Origin of the sequence: uncultured Methanobrevibacter sp., from assembly GCF_934746965.1 — an archaeon.
Classification (GTDB): Archaea; Methanobacteriota; Methanobacteria; order Methanobacteriales; family Methanobacteriaceae; genus Methanocatella.
Genome location: NZ_CAKVFS010000010.1, coordinates 40,434 through 61,486, shown reverse-complemented (window position 1 = coordinate 61,486; position 21,053 = coordinate 40,434). Strand labels below are relative to the sequence as shown.

At 29.7% G+C, this 21,053-nt stretch carries 7 protein-coding genes; 6 read left to right on the top strand and 1 reads right to left on the bottom strand.

Features of this window, described 5'->3' with window-relative positions; genetic code table 11:
* From Q0984_RS08405 to Q0984_RS08385, 5 genes are all read left to right on the top strand, one after another.
* The coding region (locus tag Q0984_RS08405; protein WP_299526398.1) for an Ig-like domain-containing protein at nt 1-501 on the top strand (501 nt) is incomplete at its 5' end.
* A 318-nt stretch (nt 502-819) separates the two neighbouring features.
* Nucleotides 820-14,562, top strand: a complete 13,743-nt coding sequence (locus tag Q0984_RS08400; RefSeq protein WP_299526395.1) for an Ig-like domain repeat protein — start codon at nt 820-822, stop codon at nt 14,560-14,562.
* A gap of 207 nt (nt 14,563-14,769) precedes the next feature.
* Nucleotides 14,770-14,922 carry an AbrB/MazE/SpoVT family DNA-binding domain-containing protein gene (locus Q0984_RS08395; protein ID WP_299526393.1) on the top strand — a complete coding sequence of 51 codons (153 nt, stop codon included), beginning with the start codon at nt 14,770-14,772 and terminating at the stop codon, nt 14,920-14,922.
* Between the two features lie 402 nt (nt 14,923-15,324).
* On the top strand, nt 15,325-17,544 hold the full coding sequence (locus Q0984_RS08390; RefSeq protein WP_299526389.1) for a transglutaminase domain-containing protein: 2,220 nt from the start codon (nt 15,325-15,327) through the stop codon (nt 17,542-17,544).
* Nucleotides 17,545-17,596: 52 nt separating this feature from the next.
* On the top strand, nt 17,597-18,520 hold the full coding sequence (locus Q0984_RS08385) for a hypothetical protein (RefSeq protein WP_299526386.1): 924 nt from the start codon (nt 17,597-17,599) through the stop codon (nt 18,518-18,520).
* Nucleotides 18,521-18,569: 49 nt separating this feature from the next.
* Here Q0984_RS08385 and gatA read toward each other — a convergent pair whose 3' ends face one another.
* Nucleotides 18,570-19,940, bottom strand: a complete 1,371-nt coding sequence (gene gatA / locus Q0984_RS08380) for an Asp-tRNA(Asn)/Glu-tRNA(Gln) amidotransferase subunit GatA (RefSeq protein ID WP_299526383.1) — start codon at nt 19,938-19,940, stop codon at nt 18,570-18,572.
* 244 nt (nt 19,941-20,184) lie between these two features.
* Here gatA and Q0984_RS08375 point away from each other — a divergent pair, with 244 nt between their 5' ends.
* Nucleotides 20,185-20,979 carry an HAD family hydrolase gene (locus Q0984_RS08375; protein ID WP_299526380.1) on the top strand — a complete coding sequence of 265 codons (795 nt, stop codon included), beginning with the start codon at nt 20,185-20,187 and terminating at the stop codon, nt 20,977-20,979.
* Nucleotides 20,980-21,053 lie beyond the last annotated feature (74 nt).

Sequence of the window (21,053 nt, the reverse complement as noted above, 5' to 3'; positions counted from 1 at the left end):
CCTATTAGTGAGAATCATGATATAATTAAGTATTATAAGAATGGTACTCAGTACACTGCAAAAGTCTACAATAAAGATGGTACTTTAGCTGTTGGTAAAAATGTGACTTTCAATATTAATGGTGTGTTTTATAATAGGGTTGTTGATAAGAATGGTATGGTTACTTTGGCTATTAACTTAAATCCTGGTAAATATATTATAACTGCAATCTTTGATGGTTATGCTGTAGGTAATAATGTAACTGTGAAGAATGTTTTACTTACTAAGGATTTATCTATGAAGCATAGGGATGGTAGTAAGTTTAATGCTACTGTTCTTGATGGTCAAGGAAAACCGTTAGCTAATGTTACTGTGACTTTCAATGTGAATGGTGTGTTCTATAATAGAACTACTGATAGTAATGGTGTTGCAAGTTTAGCTATTAACCTTCTTTCAGGTGAGTATATTATTACTTCCATATGGGAGGGTTACCAAGTCGGAAACAAAATCACAATAAAATAAAAAGAGAATTCTATTATAATTCTCTTTAACTTTTTTTCTTTTTTTCATTGTGACTTAGTATAGATATTCTAAGTCTAAAATATCATTCAAAACTTTTTCTAAATATTTATATATAATTTTATATAAATTTCTAATCGTAAAAAAGGTTTTTTAGGATATCCTAAATGCTAAATTAAATTTAGTTTTTACTGATAACTTAAAAATTAAATGAAATATTTCTAAATCATTTTTTTACATAAAATTAAAAAAAAATTTGATTAATAGGAGGGAATTAAAATACTTAAAAATAAGATTTTTATTTTTCTGATTTTAAGTTTAATGTTCTTATCTGTTTCGGCTGTTTGTGCTGAAGATTCTGCATCATTAAACTTAAATGAGACAAATATTAATGTAGAAACGCCTGTATCAACTTCTACAGATGTAGTGGCTGATGAACAGGAAATATCTGAATATTCGAATGAAGATATAGTTTATGCATCTGAAATTACTCCAGGTGAATCTTCAAGTAATGATATAAACTTAAGTAGTTATAAGGTATCATATGAAAAAGAAATCACTAATGGACCTGTAAAAGCTGCTACTGCTGGAACTATTTATGTAAATCCTACAACAGGAAATGATGCTAATACAGGTACTAGTTGGAGTACGGCTGTTAAAACTATTACTGGTGCTTTAAGTCTTGTTAAAGATGGTGGTGTTATTTGCCTTGCAAATGGTGAACACACAGAAGCTGCGACTATTACTAAAAATGTTGCTTTAGTAGGTCAAAACAAAGACGGGACTTTTTTAACAAAAGCTAGTAGTTGTTTTTTAAAAATAGAAAATTCAGTCACTGTTAAAGTTACAGGTTGTTCTTTTACAGATAATACTGGAGGTCCTGGTTGTGCTATTTATGTAGTAGCTGGTAACCTCATAGTTGATGACTGTTATTTTACAAGTAACAATGCAAATGCTCAAACTAGTGCTCAAGGTGGGGCTATTTATTTAGGAAATGGTGACCTTAAGGTAACTAATTCTGTTTTTACAAACAATGTTGCTAAAAATAGTGGGGATGCTATTTATGGACATACTGGAACTATAAATATAAATAATTGTTCTTTTATGAATGGAAAAGGTCTTAATAGTGTTTATTCAAGAGGTACTTGTCAAGCTAATATTGCTAATTCTTATTTTATTAATAATTCTGCTTCTATAGTTGCTAACTTGTGTAATGTTACTGGTTGTGTTTTCATAAATAATTATAATAGTAGTACTTATGTTGCTGGTATATCCGTGACGATGAATGCAAGTATTATTGTGGATAATTCTGTTTTTATTAATAATTCTGGATATGGTATTTCTAATACTTATAATTCTGAAAATGTTATTATAGATAATAATTGGTGGGGTAGTAATTCTCCTGATTGGGGTTCATCAATACATGGACTTTCTGCTCCAAAATATGTTGTTTTAAATATTGAGCTTAATGAAATTGATGTTAATATTTATGAAGTTATTGCTAAATTCTGTTTGAATGGAACTAAGGCTGTAGTAAATATTCCAACAAGGGATTTGGAATTTAAATACGGGTCTGAAAGTGTCAAAGGTAAGATGAGTTCTGTTTTTAGTAAACAATACTCACTTAATTCTGGAAGTAATGATGTTACAGTAACTGTTGATAATGAAATTCAGAATCATGCACTTGTTGGTGTTTTATTAGATGCTGTTTATGTGGATCCGGTTAATGGAGATGATGAAAATAATGGTATTAGCTGGATTAAAGCATTTAAATCTATTGAGAGGGCTTTAAGTTTTGTTAAAAATGGTGGTGTTATGTATCTTGCAGAGGGATCATATGCAGAATGTCCAACTATTGATAGTAAAAATATGACTATTATAGGTCAAGGTACTGAAAAAACTATTTTAAATAATAATATGAGTAGTAATAGATTTTTCCATATTTTGAATTGTAATGTTAAATTCTATAATTGTTCATTTATAGAAAATTATTTGGATTATGGTAATGGTGGAGCTATTTATTTAGAAAATGGTAATCTTATAGTAGTTGACTGTGATTTCATTGGTAATTTTGCTGGAGATACTGCCAGTGGTGGGGCTATTTGTCTAGATAATGGAGATCTCACATTGGTTAATTGTAAATTTATTAATAATACTGCTGCAGAGGAAGCTGGTGGTGCTGTTTGTGTAAATAATGGAACTGTCAGTGTTGATAATTGTATTTTCATAAATAACACGGCATTAAAGCATGGTGGAGCTATTCATGTGGATAACGGTATTCTCTCTTTGAAAAACTCTGTTTTTGTTAATAATGTTGCAGGTACAGAAAAAGAACAGGGTACTGGTGATGGTGGTGCTGTTTGTATATATGGAGATCTCACTGTTGATAACTGTTCATTTGATAGTAATATTGGATTAAATTATGGTGGTGCTATTTATCAGATGACTGGTAAACTTAGTGTAACCAATTCTTATTTTGTAAAAAATAGAGCAGGGCTTTTTGATGGTGGTGCTATACAGTCTTCTGCAGATGCTGAAATAATTAACTGTTCTTTTGTAAATAACACTGCATATTGGGAAGGAGGTGCTCTTGCTTCAAGTACTGGTATCTCTTGTAATTGGACTTTAGTTAACTGTTCTTTTATAGGTAATTCTGCAGGAAATGATGGTGGTGCTATTTACTTTATTATTGGAAATATTAATGCCTACAATTGTTCTTTTGATAAAAACACTGCAAGTAATCTTGGTGATGCTATTTATATAAGGATGGCTAATATTATTGTGAATGACTGTTCTTTAATTAGTAATCCGGAAACTAACAATATCATTAAGATTGGAGATAGATGTACCTATAATTTAGATAGTAATTGGTGGGGTAATAATACTCCTGACTGGAATTCATTAATTAATATACAAGAGGGAGATAATGTTTCTGTTCCAAACTATTATGTTGTTTTAAATGTTGATGTTAATGAAATTGATATTAACATGTATGAAGTTACTGTTAAGCTTTATTTAAATGGTACTCAGACTCTTGCAAATATTCCAACAAGAGATGTGGAATTTAGAAGCAGTTCTGAAGTTATCAAAGGTAAAATGGTAAATGGTGTTTTTAAGTACATATATACACTTAATATTGGTGATGAAAAAGATATCAGTATAGTTGTAGATAATGAAGTTCAAAACATTACACTTGTAGGTCATCAATTAACTACTGATATGACAATTATTGCGGATAATATTACCTATGGTGAAGATTTAGAGATCATTGTTGTTTTATCTTCTTTTAATATTACAGGTAAACTTACTATTTATATTAATGATAATCCTATGGAAGTGGATGTTGTAAATGGTATAGCAAAAATTAAATTATCTGGATTAAATGCAGGTATGTATGCTATTTTTGTATCATTTGAGGGTAATGAAAAATATTCTCCAGTTTCTGATTATATAATGCTTGAAGTATACAAGGCAGATCCAGTTTTAAACGTTATTATTAAAGATATAAACTATGGCGAAATATTTGACATTGATGTTGTTTTAACTGGTGTTAAATCTGTTGGTTTAGATGGTAACGTTACTGTTGTATTAAATGATAAAACTTACCAGGTTGAAGTTAAAAACGGAAGAGGTACTTTAAGTGGTGTTAAATTACCTGTAGGATCTTATGAATTCAGTGCTAATTGGAATGGAAATGATAATTATAACTCAGCACAGGACTCTGGTAAATTCAATGTTAATAAAGTAACTCCAGTTATGGACGTCGACGTTGATGATATTAATGTAGGAGAAGATGTAACTGTTACGGTTAGTGTCCCTGTTGATGCTACTGGTGATGTTGTAATTACTGTTAATGGTAAAGATTATACTGTAGCTATTAAGGATGGTAAGGCTGTTCAAATCATTTCTGGTCTTGGAGCAGGTAGTTATGATGTAACTGTTAAATATGCAGGTGATAATAATTACAATGCTATTTCTAATACTGTAAAATTCACAGTATCTAAAGTAACTCCTAGTATGGATGTAACTGTTGATAATATTGTCTTTGGTGATGATTTAACTGTTAATGTGGTTTTACCTGCTGATGCAACAGGTACTCTTACTGTAACTGTTGATGGTGTGGATTATAATGTAGCTATTGTTAATGGAAAAGTTACTAAAGCTATTCCTGGTTTAGCTGCTGGAAATCACACAGTTATTGTTAAATATAATGGTGATGACAAGTATGTTACTGCTGAAATTGCTAAATCCATTAATGTGGCTAAAGCAAATCCAGTTCTTAATGTAGTTATTGCTGATGTGGATTATAATAATGTATTTACTATTGAAGCAACTTTAAATGGTGTAAACAATGCTAAATTAACAGGAGATATTATTGTAACTGTTTATGGTAAGGATTATGTTGTATCTGTTGTTAATGGTAAAGGAACATTAACTGCTGATAAATTAGATGCCGGTTATTATGCTTTCAGTGCTAAATTTGCTGGAAATGATAATTATAATTCTGTAATTGATTCTGGTAGCTTTAAAGTTAATAAAATAGCTTCAACTATGGACATATCTGTTGATGATATTAATGTAGGTGAAGATGTAACTGTTACTGTCAGTGTCCCTGTTGATGCTACTGGTGATGTTGTAATTACTGTTAATGGTAAAGATTATACTGTAGCTATTAAGGATGGTAAGGCTGTTCAAACTATTTCTGGTCTTGGAGCAGGTAGTTATGATGTAACTGTTAAATATGCAGGAGATAATAATTACAATACTATTTCTAATAGTACTAAATTTACTGTATCTAAAATAAATCCAGTAATGGATGTAACTGCTGATAATATCATCTTTGGTGGAGATTTAATTATTAGTGCTTTATTGCCAAGTGATATTAATGGTGATGTGATTATTACTGTTGATGGAAAAGAATACACAGTAAATGTTGTGAATGGTAAAGTTACTAAACCTATTTCTGGTTTAACTGCTGGAAATCATACAATTGTTGTTAAATACAATGGAAATGATAAATATAATCCTGTTGAAGTTACTAAAACCATTAATGTGGCTAAAGCAGATGTAAACTTAGATGTAATCATTGACGATGTAAATTACAATACTATATTTACTATTAATGCTGTTTTAACTGGTGTTAACAATGCTAAATTATCTGGTGATGTTATTGTAACTGTCAATGGTAAAGATTACACAGTTAAAGTTGTAGATGGTAAAGGTACATTACAAGGAATTAAATTATCTGCTGGATCTTATGATTTCACAGCTAAATTCGCTGAAAATGATAACTACAACCTAAAACAAATATCTGGTAACTTTAAAGTTAATAAAATAGCTTCAACTGTCGATATATCTGTTGATGATATTAAAGTAGGAGAAGATGCAACTATTACTGTTAACGTACCTTCTGATGCAACAGGTAGTGTAACTATCACAGTAAATGGTAAAGATTACACTGTAGCTATTGTCAATGGTAAAGTTGTTCAAACTATTTCTGGTCTTGGAGCAGGTAGTTATGATGTAACTGTTAAATATGTAGGTGATAATAATTACAATGCATCTTCTAATAGTGCTAAATTTAGTGTATCTAAAGTAACTCCTAGTATGGATGTAACTGTTGATAATATTGTCTTTGGTGATGATTTAACTGTTAATGTGGTTTTACCTGTTGATGCAACTGGTAGTGTTACTGTAACTGTTGACGGTATGGATTATAATGTAGCTATTGTAGATGGTAAAGCAACACAAAGTATCTCTGGTTTAAATGCTGGAAATCACACAGTTATTGTTAAATATAATGGTGATGACAAGTATACTGTTGCTGAAGTTGCTAAATCTATTAGTGTAGCTAAGGCAAATCCAGTTCTTGATGTAATCATCGCTGATGTGGATTATAACAATGTATTTACTATTGAAGCAACTTTAAATGGAGTTAACAATGCTAAATTAACTGGTGATGTAATAGTCACTATAAATGGTAAAGATTATGTTGTATCTGTTGTTAATGGTAAAGGAACATTAGTTGCTGATAAGTTAGATGCAGGTTCTTATGCTTTCAGTGCTAAATTTGCTGGAAATGATAATTACACTGCTGAACAAATCTCTGGTAATTTCAAGGTTAATAAGATTGATTCTACTATTGATGTATCTGTTGATGATATTAATGTAGGTGAAGATGTAACTATTACAGTCAGTGTTCCTGTTGATGCTACTGGTGATATTATAATTACTGTTAATGGTGAAGATTATACTGTAGCTATTGTTAATGGTAAAGCTATTAAAACAATAACTAATCTTGGAGCAGGAACTTATGATGTAACTGTTAAATATGCAGGTGATAATAATTATAACAATGCTTCTAACATTACTAAATTTACAGTATCTAAAATAAATCCAGTAATGGACGTAACTGCTGATAATATCATCTTTGGTGATGATTTAATTATCAGTGCTTTATTACCAGCCGATATTAATGGTGAAGTTATCATCACTGTCGACGGAAAAGAATACACAGTAAATGTGGTAAATGGTAAAGTTACTAAGACTATTTCTGGTTTAAATGCTGGAGATCACACAATTGTTGTTAAATACAATGGTAATGACAAATACAATTCTGTTGAAGTTACTAAGACTGTAAATGTAGCTAAAGCAAATCCAACTCTTGATGTAATCATCAATGACGTAAATTACAACACTGTATTTACTATTAATGCTGTTTTAACTGGTGTTAACAATGCTAAGTTAACAGGAGATGTAATTGTAACTGTTAATGGTAAAGAGTACACAGTTAAAGTTGTAGATGGTAAAGGTACATTAGAAGGAATTAAATTACCTGTTGGATCTTATGAGTTCTCAGCTAAATTCGCTGGAAATGATAATTACAATGTTGAACAAATCTCTGGTAATTTCAAGGTTAATAAGATTGATTCTACTATTGATGTATCTGTTGATGATATTAAAGTAGGAGATGACTTAACGATTACTGTTACTGTCCCTGTTGATGCTACTGGTGATGTTATTGTAACTGTTAATGGTGAAAATTACACTGTAGCTATTAAGGATGGTAAGGCTGTTCAAATAATTTCTGGTCTTAAAGAAGGAGTTTATGATGTAACTGTCAGATATGGTGGTGATAATAATTATAACACTGCTTCTAGTGCAGATAAATTCACAGTATCTAAAGTAACTCCTACAATAGATGTTTCTATCGATAATATTGTCTTTGGTGATGATTTAACTGTTAATATGGTTTTACCTGCTGATGCAACTGGTAGTGTTACTGTAACTGTTGACGGCATATGTTATAATGTAGCTATTGTGGATGGTAAAGCAACACAAAGTATCTCTGGTTTAGGTGCTGGAAATCACACGGTTATTGTTAAATACAATGGTGATGACAAGTATACTGTTGCTGAAGTTGCTAAATCTATTAGTGTAGCTAAGGCAAATCCTGTTCTTGATGTAGTTATTGCTGATGTGGATTATAACAATGTATTTACTATTGAAGCAACTTTAAATGGTGTTAACAATGCTAAATTAACTGGTGATGTAATAGTCGCTATAAATGGTAAAGATTATGTTGTATCTGTCGTTGATGGTAAAGGAACATTAGAAGGAATTAAATTGTCTGCTGGATCTTATGATTTCAGTGCTAAATTCGCAGATAATGATAATTATAACTCTGTAAGTGATTCCGGTAACTTTAAAGTTAATAAAATAGCTTCAACCATCGACGTATTTGTTGATGATATTAATGTAGGTGAAGATGTAACTATTACTGTTAGTGTTCCTGTTGATGCTACTGGTGATGTTGTAATCACTGTAAATGGTGAGAATTACACTGTAGCTATTGTGGATGGTAAAGCTATTAAAACAATAGCTAATCTTGGAGCAGGTAGTTATGATGTAACTGTCATATATGATGGTGATAATAATTATAATAATGCTTCTAACATTACTAAATTTACAGTATCTAAAATAAATCCAGTAATGGACGTAACTGCTGATAATATCATCTTTGGTGATGATTTAATTATCAGTGCTTTATTACCAGCCGATATTAATGGTGAAGTTATCATCACTGTCGACGGAAAAGAATACACAGTAAATGTGGTAAATGGTAAAGTTACTAAGACTATTTCTGGTTTAAATGCTGGAGATCACACAATTGTTGTTAAATACAATGGTAATGACAAATACAATTCTGTTGAAGTTACTAAGACTGTAAATGTAGCTAAAGCAAATCCAACTCTTGATGTAATTATCAATGATGTAAATTACAATACTATATTTACTATTAATGCTGTTTTAACTGGTGCAAATAATGCTAAGTTAACTGGTGATGTTATTGTAACTGTTAATGGTAAAGATTACACTGTTAAAGTTGTGGATGGTAAAGGTACATTGTCTGGTATTAAATTATCTGTCGGATCTTATGATTTCACAGCTAAATTCGCTGGTAATGATAATTATAATTCAACTGCTGTTTCTGGTAGCTTTAAAGTTAATAAAATAGCTTCTACTATTGATATATCTGTTGATGATATTCAGGTAGGAGACGACTTAACTATTACTGTTAGTGTTCCTGTTGATGCTACTGGTGATGTTATTGTAACTGTTAATGGTAAAGATTATACTGTAGCTATTAAGGATGGTAAGGTTGTTCAAACTATTTCTGGTCTTAAAGAAGGAGTTTATGATGTAACTGTCAGATATGATGGTGATAATAATTATAATAATACTTCTAGCACTGCTAAATTCACAGTATCTAAAGTAAATCCTACAATAGATGTTTCTGTAGATGATATCATATTTGGGGATGATTTAACTGTTAATGTGGTTTTACCTGCTGATGCAACTGGTAGTGTTACTGTAACTGTTGACGGCGTAGATTATAATGTAGCTATTGTAGATGGTAAAGTTACTAAATCTATTTCTGGTTTAGGTGCTGGAAATCACTCAGTTATTGTCAAATATAATGGTGATGACAAGTATGTTACTGCTGAAGTTGCTAAATCTATTAGTGTAGCTAAGGCAAATCCAGTTCTTGATGTAATCATCGCTGATGTGGATTATGATAGTGTATTTACTATTGAATCTACTTTAAATGGCGTAAACAGTGCTAAGTTAACAGGTGATGTTATTGTAACTGTTAATGGTAAGGATTATGTTGTATCTGTCGTTGATGGTAAAGGTACATTAGAAGGAATTAAATTGTCTGCTGGATCTTATGATTTCAGTGCTAAATTTGCTGGAAATGATAATTATAACTCTGTAAGTGATTCCGGTAACTTCAAAGTTAATAAAATAGCTTCAACTATCGATATATCCGTTGATGATATTAATGTAGGTGAAGATGTAACTATTACTGTTAGTGTTCCTGTTGATGCTACTGGTGATGTTATTGTAACTGTTAATGGTGAAGATTACACTGTAGCTATTAAGGATGGTAAAGTTGTTCAACCAATTTCTGGTCTTGGAGCAGGTAGTTATGATGTAACTGTCAGATATGATGGTGATAATAATTATAATAATGCTTCTAGCACTGCTAAATTCACAGTATCTAAAATAAATCCAGTAATGGATGTAACTGCTGATGATATCGTATTTGGTGATGATTTAATTATCAGTGCTTTATTGCCAAGTGATATTAATGGTGAGGTTATCATTACTGTTGATGGAAAAGAATACACAGTAGATGTGGTAAATGGTAAAGTTACTAAAGTTATTTCTGGTTTAAATGCTGGAGATCATACAGTTGTTGTTAAATACAATGGAAATGACAAATACAATCCTGTCGAAGTTACTAAAACCATTAATTTGGCTAAAGCAGATCCTATTTTAAATGTAGTTATTGGTGATGTAAATTACAATGAAATATTTGTTATAGGTGCTGTTTTAACTGGTGCAAATAATGCTAAGTTAACTGGTGATGTTATTGTAACTGTAAACGGTAAAGATTACACAATTAAAGTTGTAGATGGTAAAGGTACATTGTCTGGTATTAAATTGCCTGCTGGATATTATGATTTCACAGCTAGTTGGGTTGGAAATGATAATTATAATTCAGTACAGGATTCTGGTAGCTTTAAAGTTAATAAAATAACTCCTTCTATCGATATTTCTGTTGATGATATTCTTGTTGGTGATGATGCAGTTATTACTGTAACTGTGCCTTCTGATGCTACTGGTGATGTTATAATCACTGTTAATGGTGAGAATTATACTGTAGCTATTGTTGATGGTAAGGCTGTTCAAACAATTTCTGGTCTTAAAGAAGGAGTTTATGATGTATCTGTCAGATATGCTGGTGATAATAATTACAATAATGCTTCTAATAGTGCTAAATTCACAGTATCTGAGGTAAATCCTGTTATGGATGTGACTGCTGATGATATTGTCTTTGGTGATGATTTAACTATTGATGTAGTTTTACCTGCTGATGCAACTGGAGATCTTATCATAACTGTTGATGGTGAAAATTATACAGTTACTCTTGTTGATGGTAAAGCAACAAAAACCATTCCTGGTTTAAACGCTGGAAATCATGAAATCATTGTCAAATACCCTGGTGATAACAAATACGCTCCGGTAGAAATTGCTAAAACTGTGAATGTAGCTAAAGCAAATCCGGTTCTTGATGTAGTCATTGTGGATGTGGATTATAATAATGTATTTACTATTGAAGCTACTTTAACTGGTGTAAATAGTGCTAAATTATCCGGTGATGTTATTGTAACTGTTAATGGTAAAAATTACACAGTACGTGTTGTAGATGGTAAAGGTACATTGTCTGGTATTAAATTGCCTGCTGGAACTTATGATTTCAGTGCTAAATTTAATGGAAACAACAATTACAATCCAGCTACTGATTCAGGTAACTTTAAAGTTAATAAAATAGCTTCCACAGTTGATATTTCTGTTGATGATATTAAAGTAGGTGAAGATGTAGTTATCAATGTTGATCTTCCATATGATTCAACTGGTAATGTTATTGTAACTGTTGATGGTAAAGATTATACTTTAGCTGTTGTCAATGGTAAAGCTAATATAACAATATCTGGTCTTAAAGAAGGTAATTACACTGTAGATGTTAAATATCTTGGAGATAACAATTATAATGGTATAACTGGTGCTGATAAATTTGTTGTATCTAAAGTAAATCCTGTTATGGATGTAATTATTAGTGATATTGTCTTTGGTGATGATGCAGTTGTTAATGTTAATTTACCAGCTGATATTAATGGTACTGTAATTATTTCTGTTGATGATGTTGAAAAAACAGTTGTCATTATAAATGGTAAGATTAATGAGATTATTTCAGGCTTAAATGCAGGTACTCACACAATCACTGTTAAATATGGTGGTAATGATAAATACGCTCCTGTAGAAGTTACTAAAACTGTGAATGTAGCTAAAGCAAATCCGGTTCTTGATGTAGTCATTGTGGATGTGGATTATAATAATGTATTTACTATTGAAGCTACTTTAACTGGTGTAAATAGTGCTAAATTATCCGGTGATGTTATTGTAACTGTTAATGGTAAAAATTACACAGTACGTGTTGTAGATGGTAAAGGTACATTGTCTGGTATTAAATTGCCTGCTGGAACTTATGATTTCACAGCTAGTTGGACTGGAAATGATAATTATAATGAAACTACTGTTACCGGCAGTTTCCATGTTAATAAAATAAATTCAACTATTGATGTTAATGTAAATGATATCAAAGTAGATGATGATGAAATTATCACTGTAACTGTACCTTCTGATGCTACAGGAGAAATTATTGTGGTAATCAATGGTAAAAATTATACTGGTACTATTGTTGATGGTAAAGCTGTTATTAAAGTATCTGGTCTTAAAGCAGGTAATTACACAGCAAATATAATATATCTGGGAGATAACAACTATAACAATATCTCCACTACTGCCAAATTCAGCGTATCTAAAATAAATCCTGTTATGGACGTAATTATTAGTGATATTGTCTTTGGTGAGAACATAACTGTTATAGCTACCTTACCTGGTGATATTAATGGTACTGTAATTATTTCTGTTGATGGTGTAAACTACACTGCTGCAGTGGTAAACGGTAAAATTAATAAAGTTATTTCTGGATTAAATGCTGGTACTCACACAGTCATTGTTAAATATATGGGTAATTACAAATACACTCCAGTAGAAATTACTAAAACCGTAAATGTAGCTAAAGCAAACCCTGTTTTAGATGTTGTAATTGATAATATAAATTATGGAGAAGTATTTGTTATTGACGCTACTTTAACTGGTGTTAATGGTGCTAAATTAACTGGTGATGTAATTGTAACAGTTAACGGTAAAAATTACACCGTACGTATCATTAATGGTAAAGGTACTTTATCTGGAGTTCAATTGCCTGCTGGATCTTATGATTTCTCAGCTAAGTTCTCTGGAAACAGTAATTACAATGCAGTTAGTGCTTCTGGTAGTTTTAATGTAGCTAAAGCAAACTCTACATTAAACGTCATAATAGATGATGTTAAAATTGATGAGGATATTACTATAAAAGCTACTTTAACTGGAATAAACAATGCTAAATTATCTGGTGATGTTACTGTAATTATTAATGGTAAAGATTATACTGTGTCTGTTGTTAATGGTGAAGGTAAATTAACTATTGCTGGATTACATAATGAAGGTGTCTATGATTTTACTGCTACTTGGAAAGGTGACAATAATTATATGGATGCTTCTGTGGCTGGTAAGTTTAATGTTTCTAAAGTAGAAGAGTATCCTGCAAATATTACTATTCCTGATGGTGTTGAAGGTAAAAACTCTACAATCAGTATAGACTTACCAGATGATGCTACTGGTGAAATCATTGTAATAATCGATGGTAAAAACTACACTGGAAACGTATCTAACGGTACGGGTAGTGTGGATATTCCTCCATTAGATAAAGGAATACACAACATCACAGTTATCTACCCCGGTGATGATAAGTATGATCCAGTAATCAAGGAAGGAAATATTACCGTGGATGTTAACAAAGATGCAATATTAATCGTTGATAATGTCCTAATGATTTATCATGACGGATCTAAATTAACTGTCCTATTGAAAGACTTTTATGGTAATCCAATAGCTAATGCAACAGTGACTATTACTATTAATGGTATGTCTTATAGTCGTGTTACTGATAATGATGGTTATACATTCTTAACTCTTAATTTAAATTCTGGAGACTATGTTGCAACTGTTGTTTATCAAGGTAATGATTACTATAACGGTGCTGAAGTTAATGCTTCTGTAAAAATCATCCAATCTATCATTGGTGAAAACATTGTTAAAATGTATCAAAATGGAACTCAGTTCTTTGCTAACTTCACAGATAACAAAGGAAATCCATTAGCAAATACCACAGTTAAATTTAATATTAATGGAGTGTTCTATGAAAGAAAAACTAATGAACATGGAACAGCAAGACTAAATATTAATTTAAGACCTGGAGAATACATTTTAACTGCATATAATCCAGTAACTGGTGAACAAGAAGGATTTAATATTACTGTTAAAGCTCCTATTAGTGAAAACCATGATATAATCAAATATTATAAAAATGGAACTCAATACACAGCAAAAGTCTACAATAAAGACGGAACCTTAGCTGTTGGTAAAAATGTAACATTCAACATTAATGGAGTATTCTATAACAGAACTGTTGATAAAAAGGGTATAGTTACATTAGCTATTAACTTAAATCCTGGAAAATACATTATAACAGCAATATTCGACAGATATGCTGTAGGTAATAATGTAACAGTAAATACAGTATTAGTTACTAAGGATTTATCCATGAAACATGGAGATGGCAGTAAGTTTAATGCTACTGTTCTTGACAGTCAAGGAAAACCATTAGCTAATCAAACAGTAATATTCAACATAAACGGTGTGTTCTATAATAGAACTACTGATAGTAAGGGTATTGCAAGTTTAAACATTAATTTAATCGCTGGTGAATATATCATTACTTCTATGTGGAATGATTACCAAATTGGAAACAAAATTACAATAAAATAAAAAGAGAATTCTACTATAATTCTCTTTAACTTTTTTCTTTTTTTATAATTACTTTTAATAATTTTCTGTATTTATTCAAAATAATCTGGAAATAGACTTTTTTTTTTATAATGATTAGAAAAAAATATTATATTCTCAAAATAAATAATAGAATTTAATATTAACAGATAAGATTATTTTAACATAATTATTACAGAGGTGAAAAACATGGTTCTAGCTACTTCTAAAACATACGGAAATTATCAAACAAGCATTCCAAAAGAAATAAGAAAAAAATTCAATATCAATAGGGATCATGTTATTGAATGGGATGTCCAGGATGGAAAACCTGAAATAAACTTCAGAAAGAAAAAAACATAAAAAATTTAATTGGAGCATTTCATTTAGAAAAAGAAATTAATTCAGTTGAATTAAAAAGGAATTTGAATGAATGAAATACTTTAGATATATTAATTAATGAAAAAACATAACATTCATAATTTAATCAGCTTTGATGAGGAATTTAAAAAAAGTTAAAGGCATCAAACTAAACTAATATCATAACTTTTTTTTCTTTTTTATATTTGATGATACATTGAAAAGTGTTTAATAATCTTCTTTTTTAGTGTACAGTTTAATCTTCTTTTAAGTGTGAACAGTTAACTAAAAAATGCTGTAAAAGCAACTAAAAAATTAAACAAACAGTTTAATTGGAAAATAAAAGAATATAAATACTATTAGTTACACATCGGTAATTATGAAACTTTTATTGAGGTGAAATAAATGAATATTAAAGGATTAAATATATTAATGTTTCTTTTGATATTTTTGATGTTGGTTCCTGTAGCTTTTGCTTCAGATACTAATTCAACAGATATTGATCGAAATCAGTATGATGAAAATATGAAATTGTTAGATCCTGTTGATGAAGATTTTACTTATATAGACTCTAGTATTTATGAAATGGAGTATGAATCTCAACAAACCAAAAGTTCTACTATTCAAAGTAGTGACTTGACTAAATATTATAGAAACTCATCCCAATTTAAAGCCACTTTTTTTAATTCTAACCACCAGCCATTAGTTAATAGTGATATTACTTTTAAAATCAATGGACAATCTTATACTCGTACAACAAATAGTAATGGTGTTGCAAGTATTAATATTAATTTACGTCCTGGTGTTTATTACATTACTTCCATTAATACATTTGATGATTCAAGTGTAATTAATAAAATCACAGTATTATCCACTATAATAAGTAATAATCTAGTTAAATACTATAAAAATGATAGTTCATATGGTGTCACTATTTTAAATGGTGCTGGTCAGCCAATGGCTAATACTGATGTTAAATTTAATATTAATGGTGTTATTTATACTCGTACTACTAATTCTAATGGTCGTGCTACACTTGCTATTAATTTAAACCCTGGAAAATACACTATAACAACCACCAACACCAATGATGGGTTGGAAATGAGTAATACTGTAACGGTTTTATCTACTATTGTTGGTAATATTATGGTTAAGTTCAAAAGTGAGTCTAAAGCATTTGAAGCTAAAATATTAAACGGACAAGGTAATCCCAAAACCAATGTTCAGGTGCAGTTTAATATTAATGGTGTAGTTTACACTAGAACAACTGACAGTAATGGAATAGCAAAGATAAATATTAATTTAAATCCTAACATTTATACTATAACAGTTATGGAAAATGGTTTAAATTTAGGTTACTCGATTTATGTTTATCATGATATGGTTCACAGTTATAGTAATCCTATTTTAATTCCAATTACTAAATATATTCAAAAAGGAGGAGTTTATGAGGTTAAATTAGCTGAAGACAATGGATTACCTATACCTAATAAAAATATACGTTTAACTATAAATTCAGCTACATATACTTCAACAACCAATAAACAAGGAATAGCTAAATTCACATTAAACCTAAATCCTGGAACATATACAGTTAAATCAAGTTATGGAAGTCTGGAAAAAACAAGAACACTAACAATCAACGCAGCAAACAACGGATTAGAAACTATAATAAATCCATTAAACACAACATTGTGGACTAATGATGTATTTAAAGTACAGTTAAAAAATAAAAAAACTAATGCTAATTTAGCTAATCAAAATATAATATTTTACGTAAATGGTGTGGAATACACACGGACAACTGACAGTAATGGAATTGCAAGTATCACCATACGTTTCCAAAACCCTAACATTTATCCTATAACTGCTAGCTTCGCAGGAACTAGTATAGGAACATTATATAAACCAACAAATGTATACAAACTATTTTACATAGCAAACAATGTTTATGATTTAAATTATGAAAATTATACTTTTCATACGAATTATGGAAATTACTCATTTTCAGAAAGTGATTGGATTAATCCTACAAAATATTTACAAATGGCAGGATATTCTACAAGTAATATTATTGCAGATGTGAATAATGATTATATTGTTAAATTATCTAATTATTTAACATGTTATAATGATAAGTTAGAAAATGTAATTTCTGTTAATTCATATGTTTCTTCAATAAATTATGAATTTTACAAAGGCACCAGTAAAAGTGCTTTAAACACACTTTTATCATTTGGTGGAAATTGTGTTGACCAAACTAATGTATTTGTATCACTATCAAGAATTGCAGGATATGGATCAAGATATCTTTCACTAGAGAATAATAATGGTGGAGGTCATGAAATTGGTCAAATATTAGTTGATGGAATATGGATAACTGTTGATAACTCTGCTGCAACATCAAATAATGGAGTATACACAAAAATGTCAGAATGTAGGTATATAGGAAACAAAAATTATCTTCCTCAAAATAATTACCACATAACAGCATGTGTCATTGTTATATATTCAAATAGTGAGGGAATAAGCTTTTCGTTGGATAAAAATAGAGATTCATCGTTATTAAATAAAAATTGTCTAATGGAACAAATAATTCCAGATTTAATAAACTTGAAAATATGATGATGTAAAATATATATGCTATAAATAATATATTAATTTAATAGGTGAGATTATGAAAAAAATATTCTTTGGAGTATTAATTTTAATAATTGGAATATGTTTAGTTTCTGGAACTTATGCGATTTCACAAGAAAACAACATAACTGATAAAACAGTACTTACGAATGAATCTCAAACACAAAATAATTACATTAGTAACAACACAGATAATACTTCAAGTAATGATGAAAATAGTCTAATACAAAATATTAGGCAAAACAATATTCCAAATAATGTTCCAAAAATAATAATTAAAGATGGTAAAGAGTACATAAATACAACTCATGGTCAGTATCCAGTTAAATACACGGAAAATGGTAAAAAATATTATCAAATTGATAAGGAATGTTATTATTATAAGAATTATCTTGTTAATGAATCTGTAGATGAAAATGGAAATCCATGTATGATAGAAAATGGAACAAAATATCTTCTTAAGTCTGATAATGGATTAAAATATATGGAGGTTAATGGTGAAAAATATTATTTAACTAAAGGAACCTATTTTAATAGATATTATATTGATGAATATCCAATTGATGAAAATGGGAATGAATACATAATAAATAATGGAACAAAATATTTTATTAAATATGATAATGGATCAAGATATTGGGAAGTTAATGGTGAAAAACATTACATTACTCAAATAATGGAGAGTAATCTAATTAAATTCATAGGAGATTCTACCCGACTTGAAAATATTACTCAGTTAAGAGAATCCAACATGACAAGTGAGAACAATACCAACCAATCAGCCACACATGGTCAAAACTCGAATATTGCTTCAAGTAACAATGAGAATATTTCATTACAAGGTACTAATAAAACAATAAATCAAAATAATAATGTTCAACTGAAATCTACTGGAATTCCAATAGCTATTTTATTAATAGCAATTATTGGTTCGGTTATAGGTTTTAAAAGGAAAAAATAATTAATTTTCCTTTTTATTTTTTTTATAAAATAAAAAATAGTAAAAGAAATTAATTTTCTTTTTCGAAAACACTCATTGCTTTAATGATTTTTAAATCATCTAATGGTTTTGCTTGGATTTGTAAACCAACTGGAATGCCTTCTACTTCTCCAGCTTTAATACTTGCAGCTGGAATTCCTGCAAGGTTAGCTATTACAGTTAATACATCGTATGCATACATTTCCATAGGGGTTAATTCATCACCGATATTGTGAGGAAGTTTAGGAACTGTAGGTCCTACAATTAAATCAACATTTTCTAACATTGCATTGATTTCATCTCTAATAAGTGATCTTGCTTGAAGTGCTTTTTTATAGAATTTTCCACTGTATTCTTTTTGTGAAATGTAAGAACCGATTTCAATTCTTCTTAATACTTCTTCTCCACAGACTTCTTCTATTCTGTAACCGTAGTCTCTTCCATCGTATTTTCTGGTAGCTGAAAAGAATTCTACATAGTTAATTAGGTAGTAGGTTGGGAGACATAAATCAATATGGTCAAAACTTACTTCAACAAGTTCTGCTCCAGCGTCAACTAATTTTTGAATAGCTTTATTTACAGTTGCGTTGATTTCATCATCAGTAACATCAATAAATTCTTTACAGACTGCTATTTTCATTCCTTCAAGGGAGTTATCTTCAAGTACGCTGGTGAAGTTTGGTCTTTCACCTTTTAAGGTTGTACATTCTGTTTCATCATAATCAGATATTGCATTTAAAGTAAGTGCAATTCCACTAACATCATTAGCTAATGGTCCAATTTGATCTAAACTCATTGATAAGTCAAGTAATCCTTGTCTTGACACTGCACCGTAAGTTGGTTTAAATCCAATAACTCCACAATGTGATGCAGGATTCCTAATTGAACCTCCAGTATCTGAACCGATTGCAATGTCACACATGTCTGCAGCTATTGCAGCAGCACTTCCTCCACTGGAACCTCCAGGGATTTTTCCAGGAGCTGCAGGGTTTTGAGTAGGTCCGAAACATGAACTTTCAGTTGAACTTCCTGCTGCAAATTCGTCCATGTTTGTAATACCAAGAATGATTCCATCTTGAGCTAATATGTTATCAATTACACTAGCATTGTAACTTCCGAAGTAGTTATCTAATGTTTTTGAAGCTGCAGATATAATGTAATCTTCAACATTAATATTTGCTTTAACAGCGAATACTAAACCAGATAAAAATCCGACTTCTTCTCCATTAGCTATTTTTTCATCAATAGCTTCTGCTTGTTTTAAAGCAGATTCTTTGTTAACTTCTAAGAAAATATTTAATTCTTCATTTTTTTCATCAATAACTTTAATGAAGTTTTCTACATTCTCCTTAGCAGTCATTTCTTTATTTTGAATGGAATTTAATTTTTCAATAACATTCATTAAAACACCTGAATAATCATAATAATATATAATAAGTAATATTTTATTTTTTAAGGTTTATATAAGTTGTTAATGTTTTTTAAAAAAAGTAGAAAGAACTCCAATAGAGTCATAAATTAGTTGATTAAAGCTTATTTAGTGAAATATGAGAATTTATGGATTAATTGCATATATAAGGGATATATTTTTAATATATTATAAATTATATTTTATATGTAATAAACAACTATGTTGAGGGTTCAAAATGAAAAAAGCTATTGTGTTTGATAATTCAGGAACTTTACTTGAGCGTTATAGGGTTATTAAAGATGTTTCAACAGGTGAATTATTTACTGATGTTAATTCTCTTCATTTAATTGATTCTATGGATTCATTAGCTTTGGTTGTTCTTCAGTTTAATACAAATTGTCTTTTGAATTTAGATAGTAATATTTTAATTTCTGATGTGATTAAAAAGTACAATATTGATTTTGATGTTAGTTTTACAAGTTGTGAAACTAGTGTTGATGAAATTGCTGAAATTTTAGAAAATGAAAATCAGGCTACTATTTGTGATATTACTGATGGTTTTCCTATTTTAAAGCAGAAAATTCCTAGAATGGAACTGTGTAATGGTTCTGCAGTAATTATTGATATTGATAAAAAGAAAATAGCTTATACTATAACTTCTGCAGGGAAATTATTTTCTGAAGTTAAAGATACAGTTGAAATTTTACACTCAAGAGGTATTGAAATTTATATTGCATCTGGGGACAGGAAAGGTGCTATTAATAAGTTAGCTGAGATTTTAAATGTTAGTAAAAGTCATGCATTTGGGACTGTTTCTCCAAAAGGAAAATGTAAAATTGTTCAGGATTTAAAAAATAAAAATTATAAAGTCATGATGGTAGGGGATGGGCTTAATGATATTTTAGCATTTAATAATGCAGATGTGTCTGTTTTAACAATTGAGCAAGAGGAGGAAGTTTCTCCAAAATTAATCAATAAAACAGATTATGTTATTGAAAAAATTTCAGAAATTATTTTTATAGATTTCTAATATTCTTTTTTTTTAAATTGAAAGTTATATTTATATATTATAATTATCTATATTTTATTTTGTTATATATCAAA

Excerpts from the sequence above, each read along its gene's own strand:
- Q0984_RS08400 (WP_299526395.1), top strand. The coding sequence starts at position 820 with ATGTTCTTATCTGTTTCGGCTGTTTGTGCTGAAGATTCTGCATCATTA.
- Q0984_RS08395 (WP_299526393.1), top strand. The coding sequence starts at position 14,770 with ATGGTTCTAGCTACTTCTAAAACATACGGAAATTATCAAACAAGCATT.
- Q0984_RS08390 (WP_299526389.1), top strand. The coding sequence starts at position 15,325 with ATGAATATTAAAGGATTAAATATATTAATGTTTCTTTTGATATTTTTG.
- Q0984_RS08385 (WP_299526386.1), top strand. The coding sequence starts at position 17,597 with ATGAAAAAAATATTCTTTGGAGTATTAATTTTAATAATTGGAATATGT.
- gatA (WP_299526383.1), bottom strand. The coding sequence starts at position 19,940 with ATGAATGTTATTGAAAAATTAAATTCCATTCAAAATAAAGAAATGACT.
- Q0984_RS08375 (WP_299526380.1), top strand. The coding sequence starts at position 20,185 with ATGAAAAAAGCTATTGTGTTTGATAATTCAGGAACTTTACTTGAGCGT.